Origin of the sequence: Hydrogenovibrio sp. SC-1 (assembly GCF_002848135.1) — a bacterium.
In the GTDB taxonomy this organism is placed as follows: domain Bacteria; phylum Pseudomonadota; class Gammaproteobacteria; order Thiomicrospirales; family Thiomicrospiraceae; genus Hydrogenovibrio.
On record NZ_PKGB01000003.1, the window covers coordinates 1 to 14,771 of the forward strand.

14 protein-coding genes are annotated in these 14,771 nt (G+C 44.6%); 2 read left to right on the forward strand and 12 right to left on the reverse strand.

Going from position 1 to position 14,771, the window contains the following annotated elements:
• The 6 genes from CYQ88_RS02090 to CYQ88_RS02115 all read right to left on the reverse strand — a co-directional run.
• On the reverse strand, nucleotides 1-378 hold a 378-nt coding region (locus CYQ88_RS02090; RefSeq protein ID WP_233188786.1), incomplete at its 3' end, for a tRNA-dihydrouridine synthase family protein.
• A 19-nt stretch (nucleotides 379-397) separates the two neighbouring features.
• Nucleotides 398-1,285 (reverse strand): 50S ribosomal protein L11 methyltransferase, encoded by an 888-nt coding sequence (gene prmA, locus CYQ88_RS02095; RefSeq protein ID WP_101839694.1) that lies wholly within the window; start codon nucleotides 1,283-1,285, stop codon nucleotides 398-400.
• Between the two features lie 75 nt (nucleotides 1,286-1,360).
• The gene (gene accC / locus CYQ88_RS02100; protein WP_101839695.1) at nucleotides 1,361-2,710 is read right to left on the reverse strand and encodes an acetyl-CoA carboxylase biotin carboxylase subunit; all 1,350 of its coding nucleotides are present in this window, start codon (nucleotides 2,708-2,710) and stop codon (nucleotides 1,361-1,363) included.
• A gap of 23 nt (nucleotides 2,711-2,733) precedes the next feature.
• Nucleotides 2,734-3,198 carry an acetyl-CoA carboxylase biotin carboxyl carrier protein gene (gene accB, locus CYQ88_RS02105; protein ID WP_101839696.1) on the reverse strand — a complete coding sequence of 155 codons (465 nt, stop codon included), beginning with the start codon at nucleotides 3,196-3,198 and terminating at the stop codon, nucleotides 2,734-2,736.
• Between the two features lie 54 nt (nucleotides 3,199-3,252).
• Nucleotides 3,253-3,687, reverse strand: coding sequence for a type II 3-dehydroquinate dehydratase (aroQ, locus tag CYQ88_RS02110; RefSeq protein ID WP_101839697.1), 435 nt, complete (start codon nucleotides 3,685-3,687; stop codon nucleotides 3,253-3,255).
• A gap of 256 nt (nucleotides 3,688-3,943) precedes the next feature.
• Nucleotides 3,944-5,827, reverse strand: coding sequence for a protein-disulfide reductase DsbD (locus tag CYQ88_RS02115; protein ID WP_101839698.1), 1,884 nt, complete (start codon nucleotides 5,825-5,827; stop codon nucleotides 3,944-3,946).
• 171 nt (nucleotides 5,828-5,998) lie between these two features.
• On the opposite strand from CYQ88_RS02115, the gene CYQ88_RS02120 reads away from it, so the two are divergent.
• Nucleotides 5,999-6,505, forward strand: a complete 507-nt coding sequence (locus CYQ88_RS02120; protein WP_101839699.1) for an FxsA family protein — start codon at nucleotides 5,999-6,001, stop codon at nucleotides 6,503-6,505.
• 32 nt (nucleotides 6,506-6,537) lie between these two features.
• Here the strand turns inward: CYQ88_RS02120 and CYQ88_RS02125 are convergent, their stop codons facing one another.
• The 6 genes from CYQ88_RS02125 to CYQ88_RS02150 all read right to left on the reverse strand — a co-directional run bounded on the left by CYQ88_RS02125 (nucleotide 6,538) and on the right by CYQ88_RS02150 (nucleotide 13,893).
• Nucleotides 6,538-7,458 (reverse strand): alpha/beta hydrolase, encoded by a 921-nt coding sequence (locus tag CYQ88_RS02125; protein WP_101839700.1) that lies wholly within the window; start codon nucleotides 7,456-7,458, stop codon nucleotides 6,538-6,540.
• A gap of 19 nt (nucleotides 7,459-7,477) precedes the next feature.
• The gene (locus tag CYQ88_RS02130) at nucleotides 7,478-8,767 is read right to left on the reverse strand and encodes an MFS transporter (protein WP_101839701.1); all 1,290 of its coding nucleotides are present in this window, start codon (nucleotides 8,765-8,767) and stop codon (nucleotides 7,478-7,480) included.
• A gap of 259 nt (nucleotides 8,768-9,026) precedes the next feature.
• Entirely contained in the window at nucleotides 9,027-9,860 is an 834-nt protein-coding gene (locus tag CYQ88_RS02135; RefSeq protein ID WP_101839702.1) for an SDR family oxidoreductase, read from the reverse strand.
• Nucleotides 9,861-10,059: 199 nt separating this feature from the next.
• Nucleotides 10,060-11,559 carry an OmpP1/FadL family transporter gene (locus tag CYQ88_RS02140; protein ID WP_101839703.1) on the reverse strand — a complete coding sequence of 500 codons (1,500 nt, stop codon included), beginning with the start codon at nucleotides 11,557-11,559 and terminating at the stop codon, nucleotides 10,060-10,062.
• 426 nt (nucleotides 11,560-11,985) lie between these two features.
• The gene (locus CYQ88_RS02145) at nucleotides 11,986-12,555 is read right to left on the reverse strand and encodes a DUF302 domain-containing protein (RefSeq protein WP_101839704.1); all 570 of its coding nucleotides are present in this window, start codon (nucleotides 12,553-12,555) and stop codon (nucleotides 11,986-11,988) included.
• A 189-nt stretch (nucleotides 12,556-12,744) separates the two neighbouring features.
• A complete protein-coding gene (locus CYQ88_RS02150) occupies nucleotides 12,745-13,893 on the reverse strand; it encodes a 4-phosphoerythronate dehydrogenase (protein ID WP_101839705.1) in 1,149 nt (382 codons plus the stop codon).
• 102 nt (nucleotides 13,894-13,995) lie between these two features.
• On the opposite strand from CYQ88_RS02150, the gene CYQ88_RS02155 reads away from it, so the two are divergent.
• Nucleotides 13,996-14,601, forward strand: coding sequence for an alpha/beta hydrolase (locus tag CYQ88_RS02155; RefSeq protein WP_101839706.1), 606 nt, complete (start codon nucleotides 13,996-13,998; stop codon nucleotides 14,599-14,601).
• The last annotated feature ends 170 nt before the right edge of the window (nucleotides 14,602-14,771 follow it).

A 14,771-nucleotide genomic window follows, 5' to 3' on the forward strand; every position in this document is an offset into this window, starting at 1 on the left:
GTTAACCGCATTGACCAAGGCATCAAGTAGTTGGGCTGCTTGGTCTGGATTTGCCATTAAGGCCGATCCAGCCGCAACATCACAGACCTTTTTAGCAGGGCATCCCATATTAAAGTCAATAATGTCTGCCCCCATTTCAGCCTGCCATTGCGCCGCTTCAGCGAGTTCATCTGGGTCAGTGCCGAGTAATTGAACAATGCGAGGCGACGCCTCGGAGCGTTCTGCTTGGCGGGTGGCCGATTTACGTGAGTGGCGTAATTGTTTTTGAGAAGCGACCATTTCAGCAACGGCATAATCGGCCCCTTCAGATCGACAAATATCTCGAAATACGCGATCGGTAATGCCAGCCATGGGTGCCAGTGCAAGAGTCGGTTGCATTGGCTGATTCGGTGTTGGGTTAAGCAGCGTTAGCATCGTGGCTAAAACTGAGTTGTGCCCAATCGTCTAAGGTATTTTGTCCCGTTAATGAAAAGCCTTGTGCTCGGTAAAACTCGATGAGTTCATCTGCTTGCTGTTCTAATAGGCCGGAAAGCACCAAAGTGCCATTGGGTTTGAGTAGGCGTTTGAACTCAGGGGCCAGTTCTTTGAGGGGGCCAGCTAAGATGTTGGCTAACAGACAGTCAACAGGCGACGATTGAAAGTCCTTAACTAAGCTAAAGGGAATGTCAGCCTGATTTCGCCCAGCATTTTGTTGACTGGCTAAAATGGCTTGAGGGTCGATATCTGTTCCTTGTACCGATTGGGCACCTAGTTTCTTAGCAGCCAGTGCCAGTACGCCGGAACCACAGCCATAGTCGATGACGCTTAAGTCGATGGGTGGGTTTTGATCAAGCCAGGTTAAGCAGAGTGCGGTAGTCGGGTGGGTGCCAGTGCCGAAAGCCATGCCGGGATCAAGCAGTAAATTGACGGCATTGGCATCGGGAGCGTCACACCAACTGGGGACGATCCAAAGGTTATTGCCAAATTGCATGGGTTTAAATTGATCCATCCAGGCGCGAACCCAGTCTTTATCTTCAAGGGGTTCAACTCGAAACTCGTTTTCAGGTAATTCAGGCATTTGTGCTGTTAATTGAGAAATGATTGCTTTAGCATCAGTCTCTGCGTCAAATAGGGCGATGACCCGAGTTTGTTGCCATATCGGGGTGGTTCCCAGTTCCGGCTCATAAATCGGGTTATCTTGGGCGTCAGCAAAAGTCACTGACACCGCACCGACTTCCATAAAAACATCTGAAAGCGGTTCTGCAAGCGGTTCATTGACAGTGATATTGATTTGTATCCAGGCCATGGGCAAGATCCTAACAAGGGGGTTGAAAGAGAGGGAGAACAAAAGGCCCCAAAAAGGGGCCGATTTATTGTTGGATTAAATCAGGTGTTCGAGCCGATGCTCTAAGTAGTGAATGTTTTGTTCACCTTCACAAAATCCTAAGTCATTCATGATCTCACGCTGTAAACGAATATTGGTGTCGATCCCTTGGATAATCAGTTCATCTAATGCCGTGTCCATACGCGCTATGGCAGACGCCCGGTCTGGACCGTAACAAATCAGTTTACCGATCATGGAATCATAGTATGGCGGAACTGTATAGCCCGTATAGATATGAGAGTCCCAACGCACACCGATACCACCAGCCAGATGTAAACGCTCAATTTTACCCGGTGATGGCGTGAAGTTTTTGGAAGGATTTTCGGCATTGACGCGGCATTCGATGGCATGCCCGCGAATGACAATATCTTCTTGTTTGATTTGAAGAGGCAATCCCATAGCAATTTCTATCTGCGCTTTGACAAGGTCAACCCCTGTCACTTGTTCGGTGACCGGGTGCTCTACTTGAAGACGTGTATTCATTTCGATGAAATAGAACTCGCCATTTTCATAGAGGAACTCAAAAGTACCCGCACCGCGATACCCAATTTCCAAACAGGCATTGACGCAAGCCTGTCCAATTCGATTGCGTTGTTCTTCCGTTACGCCAGGCGCGGGCGCTTCTTCAACTACTTTTTGATGGCGACGTTGCATTGAGCAGTCTCGTTCACCTAAGTGGATGGCATTGCCTTGGCCGTCAGCTAAAACTTGAATTTCAACATGGCGCGGAGTTTCCAAGAATTTTTCCATATAAACTTCTGGGTTGCCGAAGAAGCTGCCTGCTTCAGATTTCGTCAGTTGAATGGATTTGATTAAATTGGACTCAGTATGCACCACGCGCATGCCACGACCGCCGCCGCCGCCCGAGGCTTTAATAATAATGGGATAGCCGATTTCTTTGGCTAATTGTTTGTTTTCATCGTCGTTGTCGCCGAGAGGACCACCGGAACCCGGAACAGTTGGTACACCAGCGGCTTTCATTGCTCTAATGGCCGAAACCTTGTCACCCATAATGCGAATGGTTTCTGCTTTGGGTCCCATAAAGACAAAGCCACTTTCTTCAACGCGCTCTGCAAAATCGGCATTTTCCGATAAAAAGCCATAACCAGGATGAATGGCTTCGGCATCCGTGATTTCAGCCGCAGAAATAATGGCTGGGACATTGAGGTAACTGTCGGTAGAAGCAGCTGGGCCAATACAGACCGATTCATCCGCGAGTAATACGTGCTTAAGATTGGCATCGGCCGAAGAGTGTACTGCAACCGTTTTGATGCCCATTTCCTTACAAGCTCTGAGCACCCGTAAAGCAATTTCACCTCGGTTGGCAATTAGAATTTTTTCAATCATGTATCAGGTTTCCTATGGCTTGATTATTCGATGATGAATAAGGCTTGTCCGAACTCAACGGGTTCAGCATTTTGAGTCATGATTTTTTTAATTGTACCTGAAACATCCGCTTCAATCGGGTTCATAATTTTCATTGCTTCGATAATGCATAAGGTGTCGCCTACAGAAACCTGATCACCCACACTGACAAAAGGGTCGGCATCCGGAGAAGGGGCATTATAAAAAGTTCCAACCATTGGAGAGGTAATCGTATGACCACTAACTTCTGTCGGTGCCGCTTCTGCCGGAGCAGCAGTCTCTGCTGCTGGTACGCTGGCTGGCGCAGCGGCTGGTGCCGCATGATAAGCCATTTGGGCAGGGGCTTGCATCATGACAGGCTCTTTGCTACGGGTAATGCGAATATTATGTTCACCTTCCTTAATTTCGATTTCCGCGATATCTGATTGTTCTACGATTTCGATAAGCTTGCGAATTGAGCGAATATCCATGATTGGGTTCCTTTTAAGCAGTTAGGTTTATGGGGTTCAAATTAGTTGAGTCAGTTATTTAAGTTTTTCTACGGCGGCAGCCAATGCCAATTGGTATCCAATCGGACCTAATCCAGCAATAACGCCTTCGGCAATGTCCGAAAAATAGGAATGGTTGCGGAAGGGTTCGCGACGATGGATGTTGGATAAGTGCACTTCTATAAAAGGAATTTTGACAGTGCTTAATGCATCGCGAATCGCCACACTAGTATGAGTGAAGGCAGCTGGGTTAAAAATAATGAAATCAATGTCTTTCATTGCCTTATGAATGCGTTCAATAATTTCATGTTCTGCATTGCTTTGGAAGTTAAAAAGACGCACTTCATAATCATCTGCAAGTACTTCAAGCGATTCAATGATATCGCTTAGTGACTGGCGACCATAGTGTTCGGGTTCTCTCTTACCGAGTAAATTGAGATTAGGGCCATTGATGACGAGAATATTTGCCATAAAGCGTCCTTGGTTTAACTGACAGTCAAGTGAGTTACGTTCTGAAATTTAATAAAGTGCTGAAAATTATACCTTAAAGTGGCAATTTGTCATAGGTAATGTGCAAAAAAAGCCGTGAAAATTCGCGAACGGTATTGAAGTGGTTAAGAAGTTTTAATTTATTAGTTAGAGGGAAGGTTTGGTAAAAAAGTCTGCTAAAAATGACCAGGCCTGGTCATTTTTAGCAGGAGAGGGGAAGTTTTTGCTGTTCTAACGCTTATTTATAAGCGTTTTGAATGTTGTTTAAAAATACATCCGGTTTTTGGAAGCCGACAACACGCTGTGCTTTTTGCTCTTGACCTTCATTAAAGAACATGATGGCTGGTGGCCCAACAATGCCGAGTGCTTTCATTAATGCTTTATCATTGGCATTATTATCTGTCACGTCGGCTTGTAATAGCGTGACGTTGCTAAGCGCTTTTTGTACTGCTGGATCAGAGAAGGTAAAGCTTTCCATTTCCTTACAGCTAATACACCAGTCGGCGTAGAAGTCGAGCATGATTGGGTTGCCTTTGGCAATTTCCGTATTCAGCTCATCAACCGTGCTGATCTTTTGGAAGTTTAACTCTGCATGAGATTCACTTGAACCAGCAGACCCGCTTCCTTGGAATACTTTCAGTGGCTGTAGATACGAGTTGCTACCACCAGCAAGTCCAACGAACATGACCGTACCATAGATGAATAGAATCATGCCGATACTTTTGCCAAGTTTTGCCCAACCAGATTTGCCCGCTGTCGATTCCAACGCACCTAAGTAGATTGCGGAACCAATTAATAGCGATGCCCAGGCTGCCAGAGTGATCCATTCTGGAAGGATGCGCTCTGCCATCCAGATAGCCACACCAATCATCATTACCCCAAAGATCGCTTTGACGTTATCCATCCAGGCGCCCGCTCTTGGTAGTAATTTACCAGCAGAGGTCCCTAGTAGAAGGAGTGGAACGCCCATACCAATACTCATGGCAAATAAGGCGGTACCGCCTAATAAAGCATCCCCAGTTTGACCAATGTAAATCAAAGAGCCTGCTAGCGGTGGTGCCATACAAGGCCCAACGATAAGTGCAGATAGGAAGCCCATAACGGCAACACCCGTTAGCGTACCACCTTGCTGTTTGTTAGAGATATTGGTTAGTTTAGATTGAACACTGCTAGGCAATTGAAGCTCATAGAAACCGAACATTGAGAAAGCCAGCATGATAAAGATGAGTGAGAAGGTTCCGATGACCCATGGGTTTTGGAAGTGCGCTTGTAAGTTCTCACCAAACAGTCCCGCAAATACACCCGCTAGAGTATAGGTGACCGACATCGCTAACACATAGACCAAGGACATAGTAAAGGCGCGACGGGTGGTGAGTTGATCTCCTTGTCCGACAATGATACTGGAAAGAATCGGAATCATTGGGAAAACGCAAGGGGTTAACGATAGCAGTAAACCAATCAGGAAGAAACTACCGATAATGGTCCAAATTGAACCGGTTTCAAGGTTGTTTGCAATTTGATCTGTTTCTGAAAGTGGTTGTTGTGTTTCTGTTTCAGCTGCGCTTGAGGTGGTTGCGTTATTAGCTGTTGCAGATGTCGTTGTAAAATCCGCTGGATCTAATGCAATTTTCTTTTTGACGGGTGGGTAGCAAACGCCTGCTTCGACTGAACAGCCTTGATAGCGAATTTCAACCGTCGTGTCATTGCCGACATTTGAAATGGGTAAACGAACTTGAAAGGCACCATGATAAACCATCACATCCCCAAATACAGGATCGTTTGCGGAGATGGCATGCGGTAGGTCTAGAGCCCCCAAGGTTGCTGAACCAGTCTTAACCTTGGCCTTAATTTTATCTCGATAAAGGTGATAACCCTCAGCAACCTCGAAGTCGAGCACTAAATGGCCTTGTTTGTCTGTCTGTGTTTTCAGCTGAAAAGCATCATCTATGTCCAGAAGTTTTGGCTGTTCATGTTGATTGACGATCTTATTTAAGGCAGAAGCATCAGCAATCGCACCATTGTCGGCTTTGACTAAGCCAGGGTTGAATAAGGCGGCCAGCAACAATAGCATGGCAGCCAGTAATGGGGGTGAAAAAGTAAATTTTAATGCACGTGTTTTCATTAAAAAACCTCAAGTGTTAAATGACATTGATCTTAACTGTTTTGTTGTCATAGTATAGTAAGATATAAATCTTAACCAAAACTTAAAGATGAGATTCATTTATCGTTGCACAATTGTTTTTTTAATGAATGGCGTGGATTAAGTTGACGGGCGTGTATGAAAAGGGTTGTTATGTTTAAAGTATTTTTTGTGCTGTTTTTAGTGGTTCCGTTGGTGGAACTGTATGTGTTGATTCAGGTTGGGAGTGAAATCGGTGCCTTGCCAACGATTTTGTTAACTTTGTTTACGGCCGCCTTGGGTGCAGGATTAATGCGGCATCAGGGGATATCCACTTTGCAGAAAGCTCAAGTCAATATGGCACAAGGTCAAGTTCCTGCGGTTGAAATGTTTGAGGGGGTACTTATTTTTGTCGGGGGTGTTTTACTATTGGTTCCTGGCTTAATCACGGATGCGCTCGGTTTTCTATTGCTATTGCCCTTTTTTAGACAATGGTTGGCAATTAAATTAATTCGCCAGCGTCAAACCCAGTATGCAAGACAAAAGGGGCAAGTGTATGAAGCGGAATGGGCGCAGCAAGAAGATGGTCAAATTACCCGTCGAATTAAAGTGGTTCGAACTAATCAAGAGCCGGGTGACGTGATTGACGGAGAATGGCAAGACCCCAACGCTAAAAAGTAACGGTTGGGGCGGGTCTTACTTGCGTTGTTATTTTAATCCGTGCCACTCATAAATTCTGCAGTGGCGCTGGCGATATCTTCATTGGCAAAATCTAAAAAGAAGTGATCCGCATCTTCAAGCATCAGCGTTTGAATTTTATCGGCTTCAGCTAACGGCTGAATTTTTTCAGGCAGGTCGGCCACAACGGTATCGTTGGTTCCCATGATAACCAGAGTCGGTTTGCTGATCTTTTCTAACAGCGTTGGCGTGTCAAACTGAGGTTTGGATTCATAATAATCCACAAAAGCGCTTGCCGTGACCTGTGCTTTTTTACAATAGATAAAGTCGGTCTCTTTTAGCATGGCATCGCCTTGATTTTTCGCAATCAGGGCTTTTGCTTTGGCAAGAACCTTTGCAAGGGGTTTACCATATTTGCGTTCATAATCGCTGGCTGATTGCTGCTCTCCTGTTGCGGGCGCAATTAAGACGATATTTTTAATTAAGTCACTGTCTTGTTCAGCCGCATACCAAGCCGTTTGATTGCCGCCTCTCGAATGCCCCATCAGTGTCACCTTCGTTGTACCCTTTGATGTTAGCCATTTCAGCCAAAAATCAATTTCTTTTAAAGCATCGGTATGTTTATGGGTATGCGGCGAGGCACAGTCATATTCGCCTTTGCGATCATTCAATCCCAGCGACAAGTTAATCGCTAAAGAACTGATGCCTTGATTAGCAAGGTTTTTTTGAAGCTGTTGATAGGTAGAGCGTTCATTGTGAGTTAAGGTGCCGTGGGTGAGTAACACCATGGGGTTAGCAAAGGTTTTGTCATCAGCCATCATTAATTTGGCATTCACCGTTAGGTTTTGGTAGCTTTGTTTGATTTCTTGAAACTCTGCCGCATAGCCCCATGTGCTAGCAAGCAAGAGTTGTATCGCCATCACGGCAGAAGAAAAAAGAGAAATGCGTTTTTTCATAATAAGTTCTCCTTGGAGGTTAGGTGTTAGAGTAATCGTTTTGCATTTCGGTAAGCTGTTTTATGGGGTGTGGTTTACTAAGAGCGATCAAAACCCATAAACCTGATAATAGCATCATTATTCCGACAAAGTAAAAAGGCCAAATAATCGATTCTGTATAAATTGCGATAACCCCCATTAATAAAGCGCCTAATGCATAGCCAAAATCTCGCCAGAAACGATAAATGCCAAGAATACTTGCACGAGACTTGGGTTCGCTGATATCGGCAACAGCGGCACCTAAGGTCGGGTAAAGCATGGCCATGCCAAAGCCCATCATGCCGGCTAGGATTGACCAAGCGAGGGGCGTTTCAACCCATACAAATCCGAGACTGGCGAAGGCGCAGAGCCAAAAACCACCAACAATCAAGCCTCGTCTGCCCCATTTATCGGATAAGGGACCGGTAATCAGTTGAGAAGCGCCCCATACTACACCATAAATAGCGATAATAGCACTGGCTTGAACCAAGGTTTGGGCTTGATTGAGTAAGTAGATGGGCATAAACACCCACACGAGAGCATCGATGAATTTTTCGACCAGGCCTGCTTGGTTTAGCGCCACTAATTGGGGGTATTTTAAGCTGGCAGAAACCATCATCTTTTTCAGTGGGACGGTTTCCATGGGAGAATCTTTGTTGAGCGTCTTTTGATGGTTTTGTTGATGGCGTTGTGCCCAGCGCTGGGTATCAATAACCTTCCATATGGCCAGCCCTAATCCTAATCCAATAGTCGTTAAGCCAAACCCCAGTATGGCTTCGCGTGAACCATAGTGGTCAGCTAAAGCAGCGGTTACCCAACCGGCGATGCCAACCGCCGCGTAACCTGAAAATTCATTAAGCCCATTGATCAACCCTTTTTGATGCGCATGTGCTAAATCCAATTTGCTATTCAGTGCCATCGACCAACATAAGCCTTGGTTGATACCCAAAAACACCATTGCCCAGATAATCCACCACCAAGATTGCGCAAAGAAGATCAGTAGTGGGACAGGAAGGGCGAATAGCCAGCCTGAAATCAGTAGAGATCGCCGTCCATATTGGTCGCTTAGGCGACCAGCCAGTAAATTCATAGTGGCCTTCACCAGTCCAAAGACGACCACAAAAAGGGAGAGGCTTAAAAAGGCCTGTCCGGCAAGCCCAAACTCCGTTTCTGCCAAACCTGGGACAAGGGTCCGTGTCATACCAATGGTTAGTCCAACTAGAAATACTTGGAAGAGTTGCTGGCTAATTTGCGGTAGGTTTGCACGAATCCCGTGATGGATACGAGGCATTTAATTGTCCTAAATATATATTCAACTAATTGGTTGAATTATAAGTTAGGTCGATAGTGATTGCAACTGATTGTCACTTCAAAATTCTGAATACAGCTTAAAAATGCCGAAATGAGGATTTGGGGGTGGTGTCAGTTGGGGCAGGTGCTTTTGGCTATAGATTGTTGTGCTAGCGGCGAGCAAGAGATTGGAAGGGCCATGTTTGATTGCCACTTTTAATCATAAAGGTGGCGTTAAGAGTGTTATTTGGTTAATCGATTTAAGGCATGTTTTCGAGCATTTCACTGTAGCCTTCTCGGTAGCTGGGGTATTTAAATTGATAACCCGTTGCAGTGATTTTGGCATTAGAGAGTCGTTTGTTACTGCGTTGCATGCGGCTGTTTTCTGTTGGCTCTCTATGGTGAACGCTGGCAACAGAAAGTTGTTCTGCTAACCATTCATAGACATCACAAGTGAGCGCCGGTTCATTATCGACCCCAATATAAAGCACGTCAGGGTTCGTCAGTTGCATCAAATGTTCAAGAATTCCAATACAATCATCAGAGTGAATACGGTTGCTATAAACATCTTCCATGCAGTTGGCCTTGCCTTGTTGCACCATATCAATTAAGTAGGTTCTGCCAGGGCCATAAATGCCACCAAATCGAATAATCGTTGCAGGAAAAGGCGCATTCAGCGCAACCTCTTCGCCTTCGAGAAGTCGGCGACTGGAAAAGTTTTTGGCTTCTGCTAGGCTTTCTTCTGTGACCTTTTCGCCATCGCTTTGGCCAAAGACAGAGGAGCTGGAGACGAAAAAAAGTCGTTTGATGGTTTGGTTTTTAAGGGCTTCAATGACGTGTTTCAGTCCTAGTACATAGGCCTTGTAATAGGCAAGGTCATTATAGGTTTTAGCTGAGACAATATAGTAAACGTAGTCAAAATTGTTCGGTAATTCAGGCAAGGGAGCGAAAAGATCCGCTTCGATTGGCTGGATCGGCGAGCTGACTTTGTCAGGATTGCGGCGAATACCAAAGACCTCGTGGCCTTGATTGATTAAATTTTGACCGAGTGGATTGCCTAGTTGACCACAACCTGCGATTAAAACACGTGCCATTTTGATTCCTCTGTGCTGTTTGGGTTGTCGAATTAAGGTGTTAAATAGTGAGGACTTGTTTTAGCGAATAGTATCACAAAAAAAATGCATCATTTTTTAAAAATGGTTCAAATTGATTCGAAATGTTTTTAAGCAGAAAAGAAATAAAAAAGCCTCTCAAATGAGAGGCTTTATATTGACGAAAGTCAGGTGGGTATGATTAAAATCCAGCTTTACGTTGCACATTCCACTTGTAGGTGTACATGACCTGCCAGTTCATTTGGCTGTGGGTTGATGTCACACCTGCTGAAGAAGTCTGCTTAACTTCAGGTGCCATGACGATAGAGGCATCTATAACGTGGTTTTTACCCATGCCGTAGCCAATCCCTGCGGTATAGTGGTTTTCGATAGTTGCAGGAAATAATGGGTTTAGCGTTTCTTTAGGGACTGGGTTGTTGGCCATATTTGCCCCGAAACGAAGTGCAAGGTTTTTCTGCGCTTTCCACTGTGCTCCAACCATGATCACATTTTGATCATCCCAGTTTTGATCCATTTCGACATTCATCGCTGCATTGGCAAAGTTGCCATTAGCAGCAGAGCTATCAGCAACAAAAGCCATTTTCAAACTTTTCATGGTATCTGACCAAGAGATACGCTTGAAGTCGGCGTTAATGGTTAACGTATCGGTTGCTCGGTAGGAGGCACCGATACCAAATGTCGAAGGCCACTGGAAGTCAACAACTTTGATTTTACCTGTGACGGTCATGGTTTGATCTGTGTAGGCAGTGGTGCCATCAGTTTGATCAACTCCCATTACCATAGAGGCATCGCCTTCTAGGTCGCTGATAGCTGTTTTATTGTGATAGGAACCACCAATTGTTAATTTTGGTGAGACTTCGAAGGTAAATCCAAGTTTGCCACCAAATCCAGCGCCTTTTGCTTGACCGGTAAAGTCACTGTTATCAGAAAACTCAAAGCGGGCATAATTGATGTTGGTTAGTCCAGCCCCGCCACCCTGAGCACTTTGAAAGGATTGGTTTACACCATCAAACATGGAGCCGGAAACATTACCGGTTGGTGCTTGCTGTGCGGTACCTGGGTTAGTGTAGGCTAGGTCTCTAAATTGCGCGCCTGACATATCCATCAGCATGTCCATGCCTGCCCAGACATAATCGATTGATGCAGCAAGGTTTAGCTTGTCGGTCACTTCGTAACCAAATGGCACGACGATACGACCGATTGATACTTCTGAGCGGACATCCTTACCACTTAAAGCTGTGGCATTGTTTTGCATGTCTTGACCACCGGCAAATAGGCCAGTCGCACCTGCTTTACCATATTCAGTTCCCATGCCGCCTTGACCCATTACGCCAACACCCCAAACAAATCCGTTACGCTTTTGAGCATATCCCATGCCAGGCATAATGTAAGGACCACCGGTTGAATCGGTCGAGGCACCAGATTGATCGTGGGTTGAGCTGACTGTTGGGTTTAGAGAGCCCAGTGCAACTTGGAATTTGTTACCTTCGATTGAGCCGTGCCCCATCGTTGCAGGGTTATTCATCATTCCGCCAAGGCCATTATTGTAAGCTTGAGCCGTTCCGCCCATAGCGGTTGAAATTGGGCCGTAGCCTTCCATGTTCATGCCGTTCGTCGCATGAGCCATGCCTGAGACAAAACTGAGTGAAGCGATGGCTAAAGCAATTTTTGATTTTTGCATTGAAAGATCTCTCTAATTGTTAATCAATAAGGTTTTTCAGGCGCAATGTAGACGGCGGCTGAATTAGACACTGAAACTATGCCTAACTTTATCGATATTGAATAATTAAAATTATTTAAATCTCCATCAATAACATTGATTCATAAGGAGAAATTTTGTTTATTTAAGTGGCGAAATAGGTACAGAAATTAAATAAGTGTATGATTTTATTATAAAACAGTTGTATACTTATGCATTGTGGCGAGAGGTGTCATGCACTCTTGTACATGCAATGAATAATTTTATATTAGGGATGGTTTTTTCTATTTAAGCAAAGCCTAATATAAATGAATCAGATAGCAGAGTCGGTCACTGTTTTTTGAAGCAACCACAAACAAAAAAGCCTGCAAGTTGCAGGCTTTGTTAATTAGGGATAAAGGGCGTGTCTTAGAAAGCGCCAGATTTCCCTTTTTGCAGCATTTCCCACATGGTGTCTCTAACTTGCATCGTGGCTTCTCTTAACTCATCAGGCATTTTACGACCCATTTTGATTGCCATATCCATATTCATGGTATAGATATGCAAGCCGTCTTCTTTTTCGATGATATTGACGCGACAAGGTAAGAACCCTCCCATTGCTGGAGAGAAGTCAACCATTTTACGCGCGGTTTCAGGGTTACAGAATGACATAACGTGAATGACACCCCCTTCAATTCCGCGTGCAGCTAATTCTTCAGATAGAGGAAGTTCGCCAACATTTTTAATATTGCGGTTAATGCCGACATTTTTGATGGCATCAATGACATCAGCCAGTTCAACGCCTTCTTCAACCTTGACTTCCCACATGGTAGCTTCGGCAATATCGCCATCTGCCGCAACCCACTTATCCCAGATTTGCATGAAGGTCTCGCCAGCACCATCGGCTAGGTTACCAATAGCATTCATAGTGCCGCACCCTGAAAGGGTGGTAATGGCACCAGCGATAAAGGCGGCTTTAAAAAATTGTGTAAGTTTCATTCAGTTTCTCCGTTGCTGTTTGGTAGTGAGACACAAAGGCTGATATCCAGTAAAAAGCACATTTGTGAATCAGTCGCTTGATTTGAGTCAATTTTCAAGTGACAAGGTTACCCCTGTTGCGCATAAAATAAAAATCAATTTTTTTGTGACCTAATAATTTTATTTTATGAAGATTACGAATTAATAATATTATGGAGTCATGAAATGCTCAAACCCTAAGTGATGTAAGGTTTGATCGAATTTTTTGGATGGGCTTTTGTAGAGGGAATGTTGGTGCCATTCGCGTCGCAAGGGATAATGGCGTCGGTAACTTTCGTAATTGCTTTCAAAATCCTCTGTCAAGCCACTGCGAAGAGCTAGGTCATCTTCTTCTGGACGATAACAGTGCCGCAGTGTTTGATATAAATCGGTTTCTAAGTGCCCCGAGAAGTCAATTTTAATCGGATCAGGGGCGCTGGGTAAATGAGATCGCCATAACTGACTTGGCGAGATCTGCCAATGATTACATAGAGATTGGTAGACCATTTCACTGCCAGCAATTTTGGCATCTAGCGAGTGGCCAGCAATGTGTGGCGTTGCAATATTGGCCACGTTGTAGAGTTCTTGAGAAATATTCGGTTCATTTTCCCAGCAGTCAATAATATTGACTAAGGTTGGCGTTTGACACCATTGAGCTTCATTAATAATGCCGCCTCGGGCTGCGTTTATTAGGATTTGTTGTGGGGTGATATGACGCAGTCTTTCCTCCGAAATAAGATCAACCGTGGCATCTGAACCAGCCTCATACTGAGTTGTTAAAGGTGTATGGACGGTAATAATATCAGCCGTTAACGCCGTTTCTAAATCGACAAAGCCAGTGTCGCCAGTATGTCTTTGTCGCGGGGGGTCATTTAATAAGCATTTCATGCCCAAAGCTTGTGCTTTTTGAGCGACGCCTTGTCCGACATGGCCGACACCAATAATGCCTAAGGTTTTTGAAGCTAGAGAAAATTCTTTGGTATACGCAAGATTCACGAGATTGGTAATAATGTATTCCGCTACGGAATTCGCATTGCACCCTTGCGCTGAATAAAAGGGAATGCCTTTTCGTCTAAGGTACGGTTGATCAATATGGTCGAGACCGACAACGGTACTGCCGACAAAAGAAATTGAGGTGCCCTCCAGTAGCTTAGCATTCACTTGGGTGCGGGAACGCACAATCAGCGCATCTGCATTTTGAAGGTCTTGTCGCGTAATTTCTCGTCCAGGACGGAGAATCACTTGACCAAGAGGGGAAAAAATGGCTTCAGCATAGGGGATGGCATCGTCAATAACCAAGGTTTTATTTGGGTGGTTCATGGAGATCTCTAGGTGATATGAAGTTGGTTCGCCTCTATAATACCAAGTCAAAGACAACTTTGCATAAACAGGGCGAGATTTACATTTAAAGTAGGACTGAAAATGAAGCAATTAATTGACGGAGCCGCAGGCAAACTCCAGATTAGAATGACCAGGCCTGGTCATTCTTCATCTGCTAAATGGGTGGTATTAAGTCATCCGCACCCTCAGTTTGGCGGTACTATGAATAACAAGGTGATTACGACCCTAGAACGCGCCTTTCAACGTTTAGGCTATGGCACTTTGAGTTATAACTTTCGAGGGGTTGAAGCTTCGGAAGGTCATTATGATGGTGGAGAAGGGGAACAGCAGGATTTAGCGTCACTGGTAACATGGCTTCGTCAGACTGAAAGTGTGTCCCATATAACCTTGGCAGGGTTTTCATTTGGCAGTTATATTGCACTCAAACAAGTTGAGCACTTAAAAGCGGATGCGATATGCACTGTGGCACCGCCTGTGTCGATGATGGATTTTTCATCAATTGCACCTAAAGTACCTTGGGTATTAATCCAGGGGGGGCAGGATGAGGTTATCGATTCGAAGGAGGTTTTGGATTGGCTTTGGCATTTACCTAAACAGCCGGATGTCTATTGGCGAGCAGAAGCCAGTCATTTTTTTCATGGGCAGTTGGTTTGGCTAAAAAAAGTGATTGCGATGGCGTATCATTAGATTGATAGGGATGAAGCTGACTTTTAGTCATAATTATTATCTATCCTACCTCAAGAAAACTTGAATATTAGAAAATGCTTATATATAATGCCATTACATTAGAAAATTCTTATATGTGAAATAAGTTTGAGTTATGGCCAAAATCCAGTTAGGGTCATTTAAAACAGTTT

Excerpts from the sequence above, each read along its gene's own strand:
- CYQ88_RS02130 (WP_101839701.1), bottom strand. The coding sequence starts at position 8,767 with ATGCCTCGTATCCATCACGGGATTCGTGCAAACCTACCGCAAATTAGC.
- CYQ88_RS02135 (WP_101839702.1), bottom strand. The coding sequence starts at position 9,860 with ATGGCACGTGTTTTAATCGCAGGTTGTGGTCAACTAGGCAATCCACTC.
- CYQ88_RS02155 (WP_101839706.1), top strand. The coding sequence starts at position 13,996 with ATGAAGCAATTAATTGACGGAGCCGCAGGCAAACTCCAGATTAGAATG.
- CYQ88_RS02120 (WP_101839699.1), top strand. The coding sequence starts at position 5,999 with ATGTTTAAAGTATTTTTTGTGCTGTTTTTAGTGGTTCCGTTGGTGGAA.
- accC (WP_101839695.1), bottom strand. The coding sequence starts at position 2,710 with ATGATTGAAAAAATTCTAATTGCCAACCGAGGTGAAATTGCTTTACGG.
- accB (WP_101839696.1), bottom strand. The coding sequence starts at position 3,198 with ATGGATATTCGCTCAATTCGCAAGCTTATCGAAATCGTAGAACAATCA.
- CYQ88_RS02125 (WP_101839700.1), bottom strand. The coding sequence starts at position 7,458 with ATGAAAAAACGCATTTCTCTTTTTTCTTCTGCCGTGATGGCGATACAA.
- CYQ88_RS02140 (WP_101839703.1), bottom strand. The coding sequence starts at position 11,559 with ATGCAAAAATCAAAAATTGCTTTAGCCATCGCTTCACTCAGTTTTGTC.
- prmA (WP_101839694.1), bottom strand. The coding sequence starts at position 1,285 with ATGGCCTGGATACAAATCAATATCACTGTCAATGAACCGCTTGCAGAA.
- CYQ88_RS02145 (WP_101839704.1), bottom strand. The coding sequence starts at position 12,555 with ATGAAACTTACACAATTTTTTAAAGCCGCCTTTATCGCTGGTGCCATT.
- CYQ88_RS02150 (WP_101839705.1), bottom strand. The coding sequence starts at position 13,893 with ATGAACCACCCAAATAAAACCTTGGTTATTGACGATGCCATCCCCTAT.
- aroQ (WP_101839697.1), bottom strand. The coding sequence starts at position 3,687 with ATGGCAAATATTCTCGTCATCAATGGCCCTAATCTCAATTTACTCGGT.
- CYQ88_RS02115 (WP_101839698.1), bottom strand. The coding sequence starts at position 5,827 with ATGAAAACACGTGCATTAAAATTTACTTTTTCACCCCCATTACTGGCT.